Source organism: Nonomuraea sp. NPDC050478, assembly GCF_044458265.1.
Lineage (GTDB): Bacteria > Actinomycetota > Actinomycetes > Streptosporangiales > Streptosporangiaceae > Nonomuraea > Nonomuraea ferruginea.
The window spans coordinates 615656-633073 of the sequence record NZ_JBITHT010000007.1 but is presented as its reverse complement, the minus strand read 5'-3'; the positions used below and the strand labels follow the sequence as shown (position 1 = coordinate 633073).

Below are 17418 nucleotides of genomic sequence, written 5' to 3'. Positions count from 1 at the left end.
CGATGGTACTGCACTCGGGAGGGTGTGGGAGAGTAGGTCACCGCCGGACAATTTTCATATGGGAAAGGCCCCGACAGGTTCTGTCGGGGCCTTTCTCGTGGGTGGGCCCTGAGGCTTCGGTCTCGGGGGTTTTTCTTGTGGTGAGCCCCGAGGCTTCGGCTTCGGGGCTTTTCTCGTTTTCTGGGGCCTCGGCATGCTTGCCGAGGCCCTTTGTGTTTCAGGAGGTCGCCTCCTGGCGGAGTACGAAGACACCCCAGCCCAGATACTCCCGCCCGTACTCCAGATGTGAACGCCTGGCCGTCGTCAGGAACTCACGCATGGCGTCGGCGTCGGGATCTCCGGGGTTGGCGCGAAGCCAGTCGCTTATCGTCCACCACTGGCTCGCCACGTACCGATCCCAGCTGTCCGGGCTGGCCAGCACCATTTCCAGCAGCTCGAATCCCGCCTGCTCGAAACGCTCCCCCGTACCGGAAAGAGAGGTGAAGGTGTCCTCTTCCAGAGAGAGGGCCCGCACCGCTTCGGGCGGGGGCGGGGCCGTCCAGTAGCACTCTCCCACCAGGGCGAGCCCGTCACGGCGGAGGGGGCGGCGCATCAGGTCGAGGGTGCCGGAAAGGCCGCCGCCGATCCACGTCGCGCCGATGCAGGACACGATGTCGAACGCTTCCGGTTCGGCGTCGTATGTGCCGGCGTCCGCTTCGACGAACTGGACGCGGTCGGAGACCCCCAGTTCACCGGCGCGATCTCTCGCCGCTTCCAGGAACACCTTGCTGATGTCGACGCCGATGCCCTGATGGCCGTAACGGGCGGACCAGCGATTCAACATTTCGCCCTTGCCGCACGCCAGGTCGAGTTGCCGCGTTCCCGCGTCGACACGGCAGATCTCGCCCAGCAGATCGAGCTTGTCATCGGTGAGCGGATTGAGTATGCGGTGACGGGCTTCGGCTATTTCATGGAAGCGCAGAGACATGGGGTCAGTCTCACGGAAGCGGTCTCGGCCCTGCCACTCAATATGCAGGTCACTCGGATGACCGGCGGCTTCAGGTTGGCCGGATCCGTGGTTGTGCGGGTTCCGGACATGCCCCGGCTTGCTAGGCTGGGGGAGTACCGGGCCACCCCAACCACGGGTGGCCTTCGTCGCGTAAGGCCCGGGATGGGCGGCGACCAGCCACGGCGGGCCCGTACGGGTAATAGAGGCTCGCTGAGTGAGCCAACGAAATGGACCAGAAGTGAACAGAGATAGCGGATCGGACGGCGAGCAGCGCGGGCGCGGCGATAACGGGGGCGAGCGCTCGCATGGCGACAGGAACGGCGGATCCGGTTCCCGCGGACGCGACGATCGAGACCGTCCGTTCCGTTCAGGCGGCGACAGGCGTTCCTATCAGGACCGAGGCCGGGGAGGCCAGGGGCGGGGCGAAGGCGGCGGCCGGCCGTTCCGCGACCGCGACGATCGCGGGCCGCGCGGCGCCGGGGGTTATCGTGATCGCCGTGAGGGCGACGACCGCCGTTCCTATCGCGATCGTGACGAAGGTCGTCCTTCCGGAGATCGTGGCGAGAGCCGGCCGTACCGGGACCGTGATGACCGCGGTCCTCGGCAGGAGCGTGGTTACAGCGGCGAGCGCCGGTCGTTCCGGGATCGGGACGACCGTGGCCCGCGTGGTGAGGGCGACCGTCGTCCCTTCCGTGATCGGGACGACCGCGGCTCCCAGCGTGGCCCGTCAAGGGACAGAGACGAACGTCGGCCCTACCAGGACCGGGGGGATCGTCCGTCCTATCAGGATCGTGGGGAGCGTCGGCCGTACCAAGATCGTGGGGACCGTCCCTCTTACCAGGACCGTGGCGAGCGTCGCCCCTATCAGGACCGGGGAGACCGCCCGTCCTACCAGGACCGGGGTGACCGTCGGCCGCACCAGGATCGTGGGGATCGTCCGTCCTATCAGGATCGTGGGGAGCGTCGGCCGTACCAAGATCGTGGGGGCCGTCCGTCCTATCAGGACCGTGGCGAGCGTCGCCCGTACCAGGACCGGGGGGATCGTCCGTCCCATCAGGATCGTGGCGAGCGTCGGCCCTATCAGGACCGGGGTGATCGTCCCTCCTACCAGGATCGTGGCGAGCGTCGGCCCTACCAGGACCGTGGGGACCGTCGGCCGGATCAGGATCGTGGCGAGCGTCGGCCCTATCAGGACCGGGGTGACCGTCCCTCCTACCAGGACCGAGGCGAGCGTCGGCCCTACCAAGACCGCGGGGACCGTCGGCCGGATCAGGATCGCGGCGAGCGTCGCCCCTATCAGGACCGGGGTGACCGCCCGTCCTATCAGGATCGTGGGGAGCGTCGCCCGTACCGCGATCGGGACGAGAGCCGTCCTCCCAGGGATCGTGATGAGCGTCGTCCGTACCGGGATCGCGACGATCGCGGCTCCAGGAGCGAGGGTGAGCGCCGTCCCTTCAGGGAGCGCGACGATCGCGGACCCCGGCGTGACGACCGTGGCCCGCGCCGTGAGGGGGGCTCGCGTCCGTTCTCGCGGGAGGAGCGGCCTGGCACTCGCGCCCGCTTCGGCAGGGACGACCGCGAGGGTGACCGGCCGCAGCGCGAGCCGCTGCCTGAGGTCGCGCCCGACATCAGCGCCGACGACCTCGACAAGGAGGTGCGCGAGGAGCTGCGGTCCCTGCCCACGGATCTTGCCGAGCTGGTGGGCCGGCACCTCCTCGCCGCCGAGCGCGCCCTCGAAGAGGACGATCCCGACAAGGCTCACGAACACACCAAGGTGGCGCGCAGGTTCGCGGCCAGGATCGGTGTCGTACGGGAGGCGGCCGGCATCGTCGCGTACCGGGCCGGACACTTCAGCGAGGCGTTGAGCGATCTGCGCGCCGCCAGGAGGATGACCGGTTCGGAGGCGTACCTGCCGGTCATGGCGGACTGCGAGCGCGGGATGGGACGTCCGGAACGGGCGCTCGACCTGGTGCGCTCGCCGGAGGCCGAGCGGCTTGACCGGGCCGGGCGGATCGAGCTGACGATCGTGGAGTCGGGGGCGCGTCGCGACCTCGGCCAGCACGACGCGGCGGTCATCACGCTCCAGCGGCTTCCGGAGCTGCGCGACCCGCAGCCCCGTCCGTGGTCGGCGCGCCTGGCGTTCGCGTACGCGGACGCGCTGGAGGAAGCGGGACACCACGACGCGGCGGTGGACTGGTTCGGCAGGGCGGTGGCGTTCGACGAGGACGGCGAGACGGACGCCGCCGAGCGGTACGCCGAGCTGACCGGCGCGACGATCGAGGACGTCGAGGAAGGCTACGACGAGGACTTCGTGTCCCCGGGGGACGCCGCTTCCGTGGCGTCCACGGAGGCCGGCGGCGAAGGCGAACCGGAAGCTCGTGACGCCGGACCGGCCGCGCAGGATGCCGGCAAGGCCGGCAGCGAGGCGGAGCCGGACGCGCCGCGTGCTGAAGAGGCCGACCATGACGCCGAGCAGGGCAGGTCGTCCGAGCGGCCCGGCGCGGACAACCGCCGTGAGCAGGCCGAGAGCGTCCCGGCTGCGTCGCCTGAGCAGTCCGGGGACGACAGCGACTCGGCCACGTCCCCCGAGCAGGCTCGGGGGGAGGCAGGTACGTCGGCCGAGCGGGCTGAGGGCGAGAGCGACGCGGCCACGTCGCCGGGGCAGCCTCGGGAGGCGGGTACGTCGGCCGAGCGCGCCGGGGACGAGAGTGTCGCTACGTCGCCTGAGCGGGCTGAGGGTGAGAGCACCTCGGCCGTGTCGCCCGGGCGGGCTCGGGAGGAGGCGGGTACGTCGCCTGAGCAGGCCGGGGGCGCGTCGTCCAAGCGAACCGGCGGGGCGGCACGACCCGGTCAGACGGGCGAGCCCGTAGCGGGCGAGCCGGACGCACCGACGGATGCCGAGCACGGAAAGCAGGGCGGCGCTTCATCGGTGCCGATCTCCCCGTCCTTCATCGAGCCGGACTTCGGTGACCATGCTGGGGACGAACCCGGTAAGCAGTCCGAGTAGGTGACGTTCTCGGGTACGCACTCCCGTTCTGGCGAGTGCGTACCCGAGGTCGCGTTCACGGGGAGACGCGGTCCAGCCAGTGGAGGATGCCGGCGACGTTCGACGGGGCGCCGCTGAGCAGCTCGAACTGCTCGGCCGTCTCGTCGTCGCCGGCCAGCGCCTGGTAGCGCTCTCTGGTACGGTCCCGCACCATGGCCACGGCGTGGTCCAGGTCCAAGCCTTCGGCGTGGGCCTGGCGGGTGAGGTCCACCCAGATGCGCAGCTCCTCAGCTGATCGGTCGAGCGTGTCCCGTACCGCGTCGACCGGCCCGTAATGGCTGAACAGCAGCCGTTGTGGCTGCAGTGCCTGGAACAGGGCGATCGAGTCGAGGGCGGTCTGCAGGTCGAAGTCCGGAGGCGGGGTGGCCGGGCGCAGATCGCCGGTCTGCGGCAGGTAAACGCCCGCGGCGTCGCCGACATAAAGGTCACCGGTGGCGGAGTCGATCAGCCCTACGTGGTGCTTGGCGTGGCCGGGAGAGTAGTGGCTGCTCAGCGTCCTGCCGTTGCCGAGGTCGATGGCGCCGGTGTCGCCCAGGGCGACGATGCGTTCGGCCTCGGTGGGGGAGAGCTCGCCGAACAGCGTGTCCAGGCGGTCTCCCCACACCATTCTGGCGCTGGCCATCAGCCTGGCCGGTTCGGCCAGATGCCGGGCGCCCTTCTCGTGCACGACGACCTGCGCGGACGGGAAGAACTTGGCGATGTCTCCCACCCCGCCCGCGTGGTCGAGATGAATGTGCGTGACCACGACGGTGGCCAGATCGTCCGGGCCGACGCCCAGCGACGCGAGCGCGTCACGCACGACGGGGGCCGAGGTGGATGTCCCCGTTTCGACCAGGCAGGGACGATCACCCAGGATGAGGTAACCGGCGGTGATACCTGAGTATCCGGCCATCTTCGTGTCGATCTCATAGACGTCGCCGCCCAGGGCGGTGATGTTGTCCACAGGCACTCCAGAGCCGTGTCCGCTATCCCCAGAACGGCGTTCGAGCCGAACTGGACTTCCTCACATCGTAGAGAGTGATCTCCACCCGATCACCAATGGGAGGACGACAGTGGACCGCAACGAGGTCTTGCTGGTGGGACGGCTGTCCGCGGCAGTCGAAGACCGGAGTCTGCCGAGCGGCGACACCATGACGAAGTGGCGGCTGCTGGTGCGCCGCCGCAGGCACAGGCGGGACGGCATGGTCACCGACAGCATTCCGTGCGTCAGCTTCAACCAGGAGGTGGCCGACGTCCTCCGCACTCTCCGACCCCGTGACGCCATGGAGGTCACCGGTGCCTTCCGTTGCCGTGTCTTCGGTCCGGCGTCGGGCAAGGTCTGGGCCTACGAGGTCGAGGTGGCCACGGTCAGGGTCATCGAGGCCGACCCCCTCCCGGCGGGCGAGCCCGGCGAACCGCCGGTCCCTTCCGCGCCCCGCCCGGTCGCCGTCCTCGCCGAGGCGGGCTGACGCCGGAGGGTCCGCTAGGCGTGCTGTCCGTGACCGGCGGTCCGCTAGGCGTGCCGTCCGTGACGGGCCGGTGCTCTCCGCCGTCGGTGCTCGTGACGGGGGAGAACGGTCAGCGGATGGCGAAGGTTCTCAGGACCAGGCCCGTGCGGGGCTTGGGGCCGAAGGAGGTCGACTTGCGCGGCACCCGCTCGCCGCCCGACGCCACCGCGAGGACGTCGGCGACGTCCAGCGGCCTGAGGATCACGGCGGTGCCACCCGTGGCGGCGGCGAGCTGCACGGCGGCGTGCGGGTCGTGGTGCACGATCCGCACCGTCTCCTCGTCGTCGCGCAGGCCCCACACCTTGGGCAGGACGAACTCGGTGAGGATGGAGGTGTTCAGCGAGTTCCACCGGGCCGAGCGGTCCGCCGGCATGGCCTGCGCGAGCTGCAGCGGGTCGGGGCTGGTGAGGAGGTGCGCGCCGTTCTCGCAGGCCAGCAGGAAGGCCGGGCCTTCGGTGTGGTGGAGCGCGTGGAGGCCCTCGTCGAGGTCGCTGAGATCCTGTACGCGCCACGAGCCCTTGGCCCTGGCCACCGCCTCCTCCAGCGGGAGCCCGGGGATGACGCGATGGATGGCCTTGAGGTCGGGCGGGTACGCGTCGGTGTCCACGAGCAACGCCAGGCCGAAGTCCCACGGGCTCCGCTTGACCTGCTCCGAGTCCTGGGCGCCTCGGCCGTCGTCCTCACGGCCGTTCGAGGGGATCCCGTCCTGGGCGGGGTGGCCGGGTCCGGTGGGTTCGGCGTGCAGGGCGTGTTCGCGGCGCTGGAGTATGCGGTACGTCGCGTACCTGTGATGGCCGTCGGCGATGAGGGCCTGGCGGGGATGGAGGTCGGCGTTGACGGCGGCTATCTCCGCGTCGTCGGTGACCGCCCAGAGCCGGTGGGTGAGGCCGTCCTCGGTGTGCGCGGTGACCAGGGGCTCGCGGTGGGTGGCCACCTCGTCCACGAGGCGGGTCGCCGCGCCGTCCTGCCCGTTGTAGAGGAGGAAGATGGGCTCGAGGTTGGCCTGGGTGGTGCTCATGAGGGCCAGGCGGTCGGTGATGGGGCCGGGTAGCACGTCCTCGTGCGGCAGGATGATGCGCTGCGCCGGATCCGGGAGGCAGACGTCGCCGATGATGCCGCGCTGCAGCACCCCTGGGCCTCGCTGCTCGTACACGTAGAGCGCCGGCTGCTCGTCGGGGACGAGGACACCGGACGCGAGCCACGCTTCCAGCGTTCTTCCCGCCTCCTGATACCTGGAATTGGGCGAGACTTGGATCTGACTTTGGGAGGAAACGAGAGGATTGTCAGAGTTAATGGTGTTCTGGTCTGTAGAGGTAGAGGGATCGGAAGGGGGCTTCTGAGCATCAGTGCCGGGTCTGCCGGGAACGATGAGACGGACGACGTTGTTGGGATGAGCGTCCAGCAGGGCGCTCACATCGCCGTCGGAGATCAGGTCGTAAGGCGGGGAGGTCACCTTGGCGGGATCGTCTACGGCGAAGCGGACGCCCCGGAACGGGCGAAGGATCAGCCCGTCCGGTATCGGCAGTTCAGAATTCCCCATACCGGGCATGCTGCCATAAACGCCCGAGTCTTCCCGTAGTCGCCTCAATGCCCCGCTGGGATCCGATTCCGTAACTCCGTCGTATGCCGATGTAGGAGGGCTCACGCATGATGGAAGGTGCCGACGGCCGCGCAGATTCCCCCGGCACCCCCCAGGGTGACGTGTACGACTGGTACCAGCGGGGTGTGAAGCTCTTGAAGGAGGGCAGCCCCGCGGCCGCCGCCGCGCTGCTGGAGCGTGCCGCCGACGCGGAGCCGGATTCGCGCAGCATCAGGGAGGCGCTGGCACGGGCCCAGTTCAACTCCCGCCGGTACGCGGAGGCGGCCAGCAGTTTCCAGTGGATCGTGGACGACAACCCGACGGAGGATTACGCGTACTTCGGGTTGGGGCTGTCGCTGTGGCGGACCGGCGACATCGAGGCGGCCCAGGAGCCGCTGGCGATCGCCGTCGCCATGCGGCCCGACGACCGCAACTACGTGTCGGCGTTGCGCAGCGTCCGGGCCACCTTAAAGGCCCGGAGGGACATGTGAGGCGCGGCTGCCGTCACGGAGGGCTGATCACGTACTGGAGTATGCCGTCCGCACCGCCCCTGGGCACGGCGCCCAGGCGCCGGGCCAGGCGCTGGGAGGCGACGTTGCCCTCGTCGGTCTCCAGCAGGATCTCCTTGAGGCCCGCTCGCCGGCCCGTCTCCAGGACGGCGAGGGCGGCCTCGGTGGCCAGGCCCGAGCCCCAGAGGGCGGGTTCGAGGCTGTAGACGATCTCCACCTGGCCGCTGTCGTGCCGGCGAAGGCCGCACACGCCGACGAACTCGTCCCGCAGGTATGCCTTCCACAGGCCGTACCCGTGTTCGGTGAAGTCGTCAGCGCTGTCGGCGAGGAGCGTGGCGGCGAGTTCGGCGGAGACCTCCCGGTCGTCGAACAGGTACCGCCTCACCTCCGGCTGGTTCCAATGCGCGACCAGGATGTCCAGGTCGGCCTGACTGGCCGGGAGTAGTTCCAGCCGGTTGGTACGAAGAACCGTCACACCATCCAGGAAACACGTGTCATCGCCGTCACGCAGCCCGATAGAGCTCCTGTCGCTGTATGACGGCCTCCCCAGGGGAACTCGCCACCGGGGATGAGTGCACCGTTCGGCGTGCGGCCTCGGCGGGTCGGACGTGACTGACGGTAAGAGCAGCGCGCCTCGCGGCCACTGTCCACGGCAGATCAGCAGGGTGTCTGCATGGCGGGTCTAGGCGGTGAGCCTGGGTGGCGGGTCTGCGAGATGCGTCTGGGCGGTGAGTCTGGGTGGCGGCTCTTCGTGGTGGGTCTGTGCGGCGGCTCTGCGTGGCGGCTCTGCGCGGCGGTCCGCGTGACAGGTTTTCGTGGCGGGTCCGCGTGGCGGGTCCGCGTGGCGGGTCCGCGCGGTGCGTCTGTGCGCCGGGTCCACGCGGTGCGTCTGTGCGGCGGCTCTGCGTGGCGGTCTGCGTGACAGGTTTTCGCGGTGGGTCCGCGCGGTGGGTCCGCGCGGTGGGTCCGCGCGGTGGGTCCGCGCGGTGGGTCCGCGCGGTGGGTCCGCGCGGTGGGTCCGCGCGGTGCGTCTGCATGTCGGATCAGCGTGGCGGATCTCCAAAGTGGATCTGTACGGAGATCCCTCACAGCGGTCTCCCGGGTGGGGTTCCACTGCGGGGCCTGGGGTGTTGTGTGTCGACCTCTGAGTCGGTCGTGGGGTGGGGCCGGTAGCAGATCTCCACGGTGGGTCTCCCGAGGCAGGGCTCGACGGCGTCGCATGGGCCTGTGGGCGGTCTCATGTGGTTCTGCGGCGTCCGGTGGCAGGAGCTCTGCGGCCGGGGTCATGCGGCTCTGCCGGTCGGGGTGGCGGGTGTGCGGGGAACGGGACACGCGAGGGGAAGGGGATTCGCGGGGGTATGGGCGCGGACGTGGCGGTGGAGCGGCGGGCTAGAGTCTCACAGGATGTGAGCCGGAGACGGAAAGAGGCGCGGTGCTGATCGACGGTTACGACACCCTGCTGCTCGACCTCGACGGCGTCGTGTATCTCGGGCCAAGGGCCGTGCGCGGCGCGGCCGAGGCGCTGGAGGAGGCGGGGCGGCGCGGGGTGAGGCTGGCGTACGTGACGAACAACGCCTCACGGACGCCTGCCGCCATCGCCGCCCATCTGCGGGAGCTGAGGGTTCCCGCCGAGCGGGACGACGTGGTGACGTCGGCGCAGGCGGCGGCGCGGGTGGTGGCCGAGCGGGTGCCGGCGGGGGCGAAGGTGCTGGTCGTCGGCGGGGCCGGGCTGCGGATGGCCGTGCGCGGGCAGGGGCTGAGGCCCGTCACGGCGGCGGCCGAGGGGCCCGCGGCCGTGGTGCAGGGGATGTGGTCGGGGCTGTCGTACGGGCTGCTGGCCGAAGGGGCGCTGGCGGTGCGGCAGGGGGCGCTGTTCGTGGCCGCCAACCGCGACTCGACCATGCCCACCGGGCGCGGCGAGGTGCCGGGCAACGGGGCGATGTCGCGGGTGATCGCGTCGGCGACCGGGGTGGAGCCGCTCTACGCGGGGAAGCCGGATCCGCCGCTGCACCGGGAGTCGATGATCCGTACGGGGGCGCGGCGGCCGCTGGTGGTCGGCGACCGGCTCGACACCGACATCGAGGGGGCGCGGAACGCGGGCGTCGACGGGCTGCTGGTGCTCACGGGGGTGGCCAAGCCGCTCGACGTGCTCACCGCGCCGCCGCACCAGCGGCCGACGTACGTGGCAGAGGATCTGTCCGGCCTGCTGGCACCGTATCCGGAAGTGCGGGACGGGGCGTGCGGCGGGTGGCGGGCCCGCTGGGTGGACGGGACGCTGCGGCTCGACGGCGACGGGAGCCGGATCGACGGGCTGAGGGCGGCGTGCGACGCGGCGTGGGCGGCGGCGGGGGACAGCCCCGCCGAGGAGGACGCGGTCAAGCCGGTGCTCGATCGGATCGGCTGATCCGGTGCTCGGTCGGATCGGCTGATCCGGTGCTCGGGACGATCGGCTGACCCGGTGATCGAGACGATCGGCTGACCCGGTGATCGGCGGAGGGCGCGACCCGGACCGGCCACGCCGGCTGCGGTGAGCGGGCGGGCGGCTCGGTCAGAGGAGCCGGCGCAGGCGGAGCAGGTCGCCGAAGCTGGCGTCGATCCTCACCCGGCCGCCGAGCAGCGCACGGGCCAGATCCAGCTCTCCGTCGACCAGCGCCACGAGGTCGTCGCTGACGATCGTCAGCTTCACGTCGGCCGGCCTGCCGTCGGCCGGCGGCGCCTCCAGGAACGGGTCCAGGCCCCCGTGGTGCAGGCGTCCGTGGAAGGTCACGTCGAGATCGGAGACGCGGCAGCTGACCGTGCGCTCGACCACATGCCTGGCACGGTCCTCCTCGTCGATCTCGTCGAACTGCGCGACGAGCTTGACCAGTGCCGCCCGGCACTCCTCGACGCTTGCCATGATCGCTCCCTTTCTACTTCCTTTACGGTCGGTAGCGTTCCACACCGAGCGCCCCGTATGACCCTTCAACGCGTGACACGCCTGCCAAGGTCCCGCGCGCTCGCCCGAGGCGTTACCGTCGAGTCATGAGTGAGCTGCCAGAGGAGACCGGCGACGCGCGGGTCGACGCGGTCCTCGCCGGGCTGGGCCGGCTGCCGGGCCTGCCGGTGAGCGATCACGTGGCGGTGTTCGAAGAGGCGTTCTCCGGGCTGGAGGCCGCGCTGGGCGCCGTGGACGCCCAGTGAGCCGCAGAGTCCGGCTCGACAGCGAGCTCGTGCGGCGCGGGCTCGCCCGCTCCCGGGAGCAGGCGGTCCAGCTCATCGAGGCGGGCCGCGTCACCGTGGGCGGACGGCGGGCGGCCAAGCCGGCCACCCAGGTCGACACCGCCGCCGCCGTCGTCGTCGCCGAGTCCCAGGACGGCCCCGACTACGTCTCGCGCGGCGCCCACAAGCTCATCGGGGCGCTCGACACGTTCGGGAGCCTCACCGTCGAAGGGCGGCGCTGCCTCGACGCCGGCGCGTCCACCGGCGGGTTCACCGACGTGCTGCTGCGCCGCGGCGCGGCGCACGTGCTCGCCGTCGACGTCGGCTACGGCCAGCTCGCCTGGTCGCTGCGCACCGACGAGCGGGTCACGGTGATGGAGCGGCTCAACGTCCGCGACCTCACTCCGGATCTCGTCGGCGAGCCGCCCACGCTGGTCGTCGGCGACCTGTCATTCATCTCGCTGCGGCTCGTGCTGCCCGCGCTGGCCGCCGTCGCGGCGCCGCGGGCCGACTTCGTGATGCTGGTCAAGCCGCAGTTCGAGGTGGGCAAGGACCTCGTCGGCGCGGGCGGGGTGGTGCGCGACCCCGAGCTGCGGGCGGGGGCCGTGCGCGCGGCCGCGGCCGAGGCGGCGCGGCTGGGGCTGGCCGTGCGCGGCGTCACCTACAGCCCGCTGCCCGGGCCGTCGGGCAACGTCGAGTACCTGCTGTGGCTGGGCAAGGGGGAGGGCGAGCCGCCGGTCGCCGACCTCGAGCACGAGATCCGGCGGGCCGTCGCGGAAGGGCCGCAATGAACCGGACCGTCCTGGTCACCGTCCACACCGGCCGCGAGGCCGCCGTCGAGAGCGCCCGCCTGGTCATCCGGCGGCTGCTCGACGCGGGCCTGCGCGTACGGGTCCTCGACGTGGAGGCCGGCGAGGTCGGCGCGGAAGGCGTGGAGGTGGTGCCCGCGGAGCCGAGCGCTGCCAAGGACGCCGAGGTGATGATCGTGCTCGGCGGTGACGGGTCGCTGCTGCGCTCGGCCGAACTGGCCAGGCCGACCCGCACCCCGCTGCTCGGCGTGAACCTGGGCCACGTCGGGTTCCTCGCCGAGGCCGAGGTCGCCGACCTGGACGACGCCGTCGACGACGTGGTCGCCGGCCGCTACGACGTCGAGGAACGCATGACCATCGACGTGCTGGCCCGCCAGAACGGCAACGTCATCGCCGACACCTGGGCGCTCAACGAGGTCACCGTCGAGAAGCAGGAGCGCATGCTGGAGGTGGTGGCGGAGATAGACGGGCGGCCGCTGTCACGCTGGGGCTGCGACGGCGTGATCTGCGCCACCCCGACCGGGTCCACCGCCTACGCGTTCTCCGCCGGGGGGCCCGTGGTCTGGCCGGAGGTCGAGGCGCTGCTCATGGTCCCGATCAGCGCCCACGCCCTGTTCGCCCGGCCGCTCGTCATCTCGCCGCGCTCCACGGTCGCCGTCGAGATCCTTCCCGACACCCCGGGCGGGGTGCTGTCGTGCGACGGCCGCCGCCGCTTCGACCTGCCCTCCGGCAGCCGCGTCGAGGTGCGGCGCGGCGCCGAGCCGGTGCTGCTGGCCCGGCTGCACGGCGTCGAGAGCACCGGCGCCCCCTTCACCGACAGGCTGGTCGCCAAGTTCGAACTACCTGTGCAGGGCTGGCGTGGGAGGGTGCGACCCTGAATGAATTGAAGGGCCGAACACGTAGGATCGCATACGCACACGTGTTCGGGCCGCGGCGCGGTTGATCGTATTCTCGCAAGTGACGGGAGTGGGCAGTGCGACCAAGGGTCGAGGAGGTCCGCATCCAGGGGCTCGGTGTCATCGATGAGGCCGTGCTGGAGCTATCGCCGGGCTTCAACGTGGTGACCGGCGAGACCGGCGCGGGCAAGACGATGGTCGTCACCGGCCTCGGGCTGCTGTTCGGCGGCCGGGCCGACCCCTCCCGCATCAGACCGGGCGCCGACAAGGCCACCGTCGAGGGCACGCTCGTCATCGAGCCGGGCGGCCGCGTGTCCCAGCAGGTCGAGGACATCGGCGGCCAGGCCGAGGACGGCGAGCTGATCATCTCTCGCACGGTCTCCGCCGAGGGCCGCTCGCGCGCCTGGCTCGGCGGCCGGTCCGTGCCCGTCGGCACGCTGACCTACCTCGCCGACGACCTGGTGGCCGTGCACGGCCAGATGGACCAGCAGCGGCTGCTCCAGCCCGCCAGGCAGCGCGCCGCGCTCGACCGCTACGCCGGCAACGACCTGGTCAAGCCCCTGCGGGCCTACCAGCAGGCCTACAAGCGCCACAAGCAGGTCGGCGCGCAGGTCGAGGAGCTGACCACCAGGGCCAGGGAGCGGGCGCAGGAGGCCGACCTGCTCAGGTTCGGCCTGGAGGAGGTCGAGAAGGTCGACCCCAAGCCCGGCGAGGACGCCGCGCTGCGCGAGGAGGAGGAGCGGCTCTCCCACGCCGACGCCCTCCGCACCGCCGCGACCGGCGCCCACACCGCGCTGCTCGGCGACCCCATGGAGGCGGCCGACGGCGGCGCCCACGACGTGATCTCGCTGCTCGGCGAGGCCCGCGCGGCCGTCGAAGCGGTCCGCGACTATGATCCCGCGCTGGCCGCCGTCGCCGACCGGCTGGCCGAGGCCGGCTATCTGATCTCCGACGTGGCCACCGACCTGGCCTCCTACGCCGAGTCGGTCGAATCCGACCCCGCCCGGCTGGCCGCCGTCCAGGAGCGCAGGTCCGTGCTCACCGGCCTCATCCGCAAGTACGGCGAGGACAGCGCCGCGGTGCTGGCCTGGGCGCAGCAGGCGGCCGCCCGGCTGGCCGAGCTGGAAGGCGACGACGACCGCGTCGGCGAGCTCACCCGCGAGTACGACGAGCTGACCGAACGGCTGACCGAGCTGGCCGGCGAGCTGACCCGGGTGCGCGAGGCCGCCGCCGAGCGCTTCGGCAAGGCCGTCACCGAGGAGCTGACCGCGCTGGCCATGCCGCACGCCCGGGTCGTCGTCCAGCTCGCCAGGGCCGCCGAGTTCGGCCCTGACGGGGTCGACGAGGTGGAGCTGCGCATGGCGGCCCACCCCGCCGCGCCGCCGCTGCCGCTCAACAAGGGCGCCTCCGGCGGTGAGCTGAGCCGGGTGATGCTCGCCATCGAGGTCGTGTTCGCCGGCGCGGACCCGGTGCCCACGTTCGTCTTCGACGAGGTCGACGCGGGGGTGGGCGGCAAGGCCGCGGTGGAGATCGGGCGCAGGCTGGCCAGGCTGGCGCGCACCGCCCAGGTGATCGTCGTCACCCACCTGCCGCAGGTCGCGGCCTTCGCCGACCAGCACCTGGTGGTGGAGAAGGCCGGCGACGGCAGCGTGGTGCGCAGCGGTGTGGTCACGCTCGACCACGAAGGGCGGGTGCGCGAGCTGTCGCGCATGCTGGCCGGCTTGGAGGACTCCGAACTGGGCAGAGCGCATGCGGAAGAACTTCTAGGGTTGGCGGCGGCCGACAGGTGATTCCGTGTGACATAGCGGACACGCCCGGTCATGCGTGGCCTCCCCGGTCTTTTGCTCTGGCAGGATGGTCTTGATGAAGGTTCCGGGGAACAGGATGCCGGGCCTCCGCGCGAAGAAGGCCAACGACCTTCCCGGCGTCACCGGTGTGGCGAGGATCGACCGGCGGACCAAGAGGCTCACCAAGCGCCTCCAGCCCGGCGAGATCGCCATCATCGACCACGTCGACGTCGATCGGGTCAGCGCGGAGGCCCTTGTGGCGTGCGGAGCGGCGGGCGTGGTCAACATCGCCGCCGGCATCAGCGGCCGCTATCCCAACCTGGGCCCCCAGATCATCGCCGAGGCCGGCATCCCGTTCGTCGACAATGCCAGCCAGGAGCTGTTCGAGCGGGTCAAGGACGGCGCCGTCGTCCGGCTCCACGAGGGCATCGTCTACCTGGATGACGAGGTCGTCGGCAAGGGCGAGGAGCAGACGGCCGAGTCCATCGAGGCGGCCATGGCCGAGGCCCGCGCCGGGCTGGCCGTGCAGATCGAGGCGTTCGCCGTCAACACGATGGAGTACGTCCGCGGCGAGGGCAAGCTGCTCATCGACGGCGTGGGCGTGCCCGACATCCGCACCAAGATCGAGGGCAGGCACGCGCTCATCGTGGTCCGCGGCTACCACTACAAGGAAGACATCGCCACCCTCCGCCCCTACCTGCGCGAGTACCGTCCCGTCCTGATCGGCGTCGACGGCGGCGCCGACGCGCTGCTGGAGGCGGGCTACCTGCCCGACGTCATCGTCGGCGACTTCGACTCGGTCTCCGCCAAGGCGCTCACCTGCGGCGCCGAGCTGATCGTGCACGCCTATCGCGACGGCCGGGCGCCCGGCCTGGAGCGGGTCCACCAGCTCGGCCAGGAGGCGGTCGTCTTCCCGTCGACCGGCACCAGCGAGGACATCGCCATGCTGCTGGCCGACGAGAAGGGCGCCGAGCTGATCGTCGCCGTCGGCACCCACGGCACGCTGGAGGAGTTCCTCGACAAGGGCCGCTCCGGCATGGCGAGCACGTTTCTCACCCGGCTGCGCGTCGGCAGCAGACTCGTCGACGCCAAGGGCGTCAGCATGCTCTACCGCAGTCGCATCACCACCTCCCAGCTGTTGCTCCTGGCGGCCACCGCGCTGGTCACCATGGGCGTCGCTCTCTCCGCCTCACCGCTCGGCCAGATCTGGCTGAACGGCCTGCAAGACGTCTGGAACGCCTTCATCTTCTGGTTGGTCGGGCTCTTCTCGTGATCGATTTCCGCTATCACCTCGTCTCCATCGTCGCCATCTTCCTGGCGCTGGCCGTCGGCATCGTGCTCGGCACGAACCTGCTGCAGGATCCAGCGATCAAGACGGCCAACGAGATGACGCGTCAGCTCACCCAGACCAACGAAGGGCTGCGCGGCGAGCTCGACGTGATGAAGGGGCGAGAGCAGGTCCACCAGGAGTTCATCACCACCCTCACCCCGCAGCTCGTCCAGGGCGGGCTCGCCGGCGAGCAGGTGCTGCTGGTGGAGGCGCCCGGAGCGAGCTCCACCTATCGCGAGCTGACCGAGCAGGTGCTCGCCGAGGCTGGCGCGAAGGTCACCGGCCGGCTCCTGCTGCTCGACAAGTTCTTCGACCCCAAGAGCGCCGGCGTGCTCGACGGCCTGGTCAACCAGCTCAAGCCCGCCGAGATGGCCTTCGCCGACACGGCCACCGTGCACGACAAGGCCGCCACCCTGCTCGCCGCCACGCTCATGACCGCCGACCCGGCGCTGGCCGGCACCCCCAACGAGGCCACGTCCGCCGTCGTCGACGGCCTCCAGACGGGCGGGTTCATCGACGTCGACTTCATCGACGACAACGACGAGCCGCTCAACCGCGCCACGCTCGCCGTCCTCTACTCGCCCGACGCGCCGTACGAGGGAGACAACGCCGAAAGCCAGGCGGCGGCGCTCGTCTCGGTGGCGGGCGGGATCGACGCCGGCGGCAAGGGCGCCGTGATGGCCGGCGCCGCCGCGACCTCCGCCGCGCCGGGCGGCGCCATCACCGCCCTGCGCGACGACAGCGAGACCGCCAAGCGGGTCTCCAGCGTCGACAACGTCGATATGCCTGAAGGCCAGGTCGTGATCGTCTACGCTCTGCGAGAGCAAGCGACCGGGGGCGTGGGCCAGTACGGCACCGGCGCCGGAGCCACGGCGTTCCAGCCGGTGACACCCAGCCCGGCCCCGTCGTCCACCGAGTCAGGGAGCTGACATGGCCCGTGGCCTGCTCTACGCCCTCGCGGGCGCCGCGATCGGCGCCGCCGCGGCTCGTGCCGCCTACGCCGCGCTCACCCGTACGCAAGGCGGGGGCGGCGACCCCGCCAGCCGCTGGACCCGCAAGAACCACCGCGGCGAGCCCATCACGCTGCTCGAAGGGCCCGCGTTCGTGGCCGGGGCGAGCGCCGCGGCCACGCTGGCGCCCGGCCTGCCCGCCCGCGCGCGGGCGGCGGCGCTGCTGGCCGGAGCCGGCAGCGGCGCGCTCGGCGCCTACGACGACCTCTACGGCACCACCTCGTCCAAGGGGTTCAAGGGCCACCTGAGCGCGCTCGCCCGGGGCGAGGTCACCAGCGGCGCGGTCAAGATCCTCGGCATCGGCGCGACCGGGCTGGCCGCCGCCGCGCTGGTGTCCGACGGCCCCGCCGACACGCTCGTCAACGGCGCCGTCGTCGCGGGCGCGGCCAACCTGGCCAACCTGTTCGACCTGCGGCCCGGCCGGGCGATCAAGGTCGGGCTGCTCACCGGCGGGCCGCTGCTGGCGGCGGCCGTGGCCGGCGACTCGCCCGCGACGGCCGCGCTGGCCGCCGTGCCGCTGGGCGCCGCCGCCGCGCTGCTCCCCGACGACCTGGGCGAGCGGGCCATGCTCGGCGACGCGGGCGCCAACGCGCTGGGCGCGCTGCTGGGCCTGGCCGCGGTGACCAAGCTGGGCCGTCCCGGCAGGCTCGTCCTGCTCGGCACCGTGGCCGCGCTCACCGCCGCCTCCGAGAAGATCAGCTTCACCAAGGTCATCGCGGGCAACAAGGTGCTCAACCGGCTCGACCTGCTGGGCCGCCGCCCCGCCGACGCGTGACCCG

17 protein-coding genes are annotated in these 17418 nt (G+C 71.5%); 11 read left to right on the top strand and 6 right to left on the bottom strand.

What is annotated here, in order from left to right; genetic code table 11:
• Positions 1–217 precede the first annotated feature (217 nt).
• Positions 218–967, bottom strand: a complete 750-nt coding sequence (locus ACIBF7_RS35760) for an SAM-dependent methyltransferase (RefSeq protein WP_397199121.1) — start codon at positions 965–967, stop codon at positions 218–220.
• 748 nt (positions 968–1715) lie between these two features.
• Entirely contained in the window at positions 1716–2750 is a 1035-nt protein-coding gene (locus ACIBF7_RS35755; RefSeq protein ID WP_397199120.1) for a hypothetical protein, read from the bottom strand.
• Here ACIBF7_RS35755 and ACIBF7_RS35750 point away from each other — a divergent pair.
• The gene (locus ACIBF7_RS35750; protein WP_397199119.1) at positions 2688–3995 is read left to right on the top strand and encodes a hypothetical protein; all 1308 of its coding nucleotides are present in this window, start codon (positions 2688–2690) and stop codon (positions 3993–3995) included. The genes ACIBF7_RS35755 and ACIBF7_RS35750 overlap by 63 nt on opposite strands.
• 55 nt (positions 3996–4050) lie before the next feature.
• On the opposite strand, the gene ACIBF7_RS35745 is transcribed toward ACIBF7_RS35750, so the two are convergent.
• A complete protein-coding gene (locus tag ACIBF7_RS35745; RefSeq protein ID WP_219550033.1) occupies positions 4051–4977 on the bottom strand; it encodes an MBL fold metallo-hydrolase in 927 nt (308 codons plus the stop codon).
• A gap of 109 nt (positions 4978–5086) precedes the next feature.
• On the opposite strand from ACIBF7_RS35745, the gene ACIBF7_RS35740 reads away from it, so the two are divergent.
• Positions 5087–5482: a single-stranded DNA-binding protein gene (locus ACIBF7_RS35740; protein WP_187281131.1), complete on the top strand. Its 396-nt coding sequence runs from the start codon at positions 5087–5089 to the stop codon at positions 5480–5482.
• A gap of 109 nt (positions 5483–5591) precedes the next feature.
• On the opposite strand, the gene ACIBF7_RS35735 is transcribed toward ACIBF7_RS35740, so the two are convergent.
• Positions 5592–7070 (bottom strand): DUF1015 family protein, encoded by a 1479-nt coding sequence (locus tag ACIBF7_RS35735; protein WP_397199117.1) that lies wholly within the window; start codon positions 7068–7070, stop codon positions 5592–5594.
• A 98-nt stretch (positions 7071–7168) separates the two neighbouring features.
• Between ACIBF7_RS35735 and ACIBF7_RS35730 the strand changes: the two genes are divergently transcribed.
• Positions 7169–7591 (top strand): M48 family metallopeptidase, encoded by a 423-nt coding sequence (locus tag ACIBF7_RS35730; protein WP_148031235.1) that lies wholly within the window; start codon positions 7169–7171, stop codon positions 7589–7591.
• A gap of 13 nt (positions 7592–7604) precedes the next feature.
• On the opposite strand, the gene ACIBF7_RS35725 is transcribed toward ACIBF7_RS35730, so the two are convergent.
• The gene (locus ACIBF7_RS35725) at positions 7605–8084 is read right to left on the bottom strand and encodes a GNAT family N-acetyltransferase (protein ID WP_397199116.1); all 480 of its coding nucleotides are present in this window, start codon (positions 8082–8084) and stop codon (positions 7605–7607) included.
• 957 nt (positions 8085–9041) lie between these two features.
• Here ACIBF7_RS35725 and ACIBF7_RS35720 point away from each other — a divergent pair.
• Positions 9042–10013 (top strand): HAD-IIA family hydrolase, encoded by a 972-nt coding sequence (locus ACIBF7_RS35720; protein WP_397199115.1) that lies wholly within the window; start codon positions 9042–9044, stop codon positions 10011–10013.
• A gap of 144 nt (positions 10014–10157) precedes the next feature.
• Here ACIBF7_RS35720 and ACIBF7_RS35715 read toward each other — a convergent pair whose 3' ends face one another.
• A complete protein-coding gene (locus ACIBF7_RS35715; RefSeq protein ID WP_148031238.1) occupies positions 10158–10505 on the bottom strand; it encodes an SCP2 sterol-binding domain-containing protein in 348 nt (115 codons plus the stop codon).
• Between the two features lie 125 nt (positions 10506–10630).
• Between ACIBF7_RS35715 and ACIBF7_RS35710 the strand changes: the two genes are divergently transcribed.
• The 7 genes from ACIBF7_RS35710 (at position 10631) to ACIBF7_RS35680 (ending at position 17414) form a co-directional block, all read left to right on the top strand.
• The gene (locus ACIBF7_RS35710) at positions 10631–10789 is read left to right on the top strand and encodes a hypothetical protein (protein WP_187281133.1); all 159 of its coding nucleotides are present in this window, start codon (positions 10631–10633) and stop codon (positions 10787–10789) included.
• A complete protein-coding gene (locus ACIBF7_RS35705) occupies positions 10786–11598 on the top strand; it encodes a TlyA family RNA methyltransferase (RefSeq protein ID WP_397199114.1) in 813 nt (270 codons plus the stop codon). The genes ACIBF7_RS35710 and ACIBF7_RS35705 overlap by 4 nt, the downstream gene beginning before the upstream one ends.
• Entirely contained in the window at positions 11595–12494 is a 900-nt protein-coding gene (locus ACIBF7_RS35700) for an NAD kinase (protein ID WP_219550045.1), read from the top strand. The genes ACIBF7_RS35705 and ACIBF7_RS35700 overlap by 4 nt, the downstream gene beginning before the upstream one ends.
• Before the next feature lie 95 nt (positions 12495–12589).
• Complete coding sequence (gene recN, locus ACIBF7_RS35695; protein WP_397199113.1) at positions 12590–14302, top strand: DNA repair protein RecN; 1713 nt, start codon at positions 12590–12592, stop codon at positions 14300–14302.
• A 73-nt stretch (positions 14303–14375) separates the two neighbouring features.
• Positions 14376–15572, top strand: coding sequence for a putative cytokinetic ring protein SteA (gene steA, locus ACIBF7_RS35690; RefSeq protein ID WP_271279570.1), 1197 nt, complete (start codon positions 14376–14378; stop codon positions 15570–15572).
• A complete protein-coding gene (locus ACIBF7_RS35685; protein WP_397199112.1) occupies positions 15569–16558 on the top strand; it encodes a copper transporter in 990 nt (329 codons plus the stop codon). Before steA ends, ACIBF7_RS35685 begins: the two co-directional genes overlap by 4 nt.
• 1 nt (position 16559) lies before the next feature.
• The gene (locus ACIBF7_RS35680; protein ID WP_397199111.1) at positions 16560–17414 is read left to right on the top strand and encodes a hypothetical protein; all 855 of its coding nucleotides are present in this window, start codon (positions 16560–16562) and stop codon (positions 17412–17414) included.
• The last annotated feature ends 4 nt before the right edge of the window (positions 17415–17418 follow it).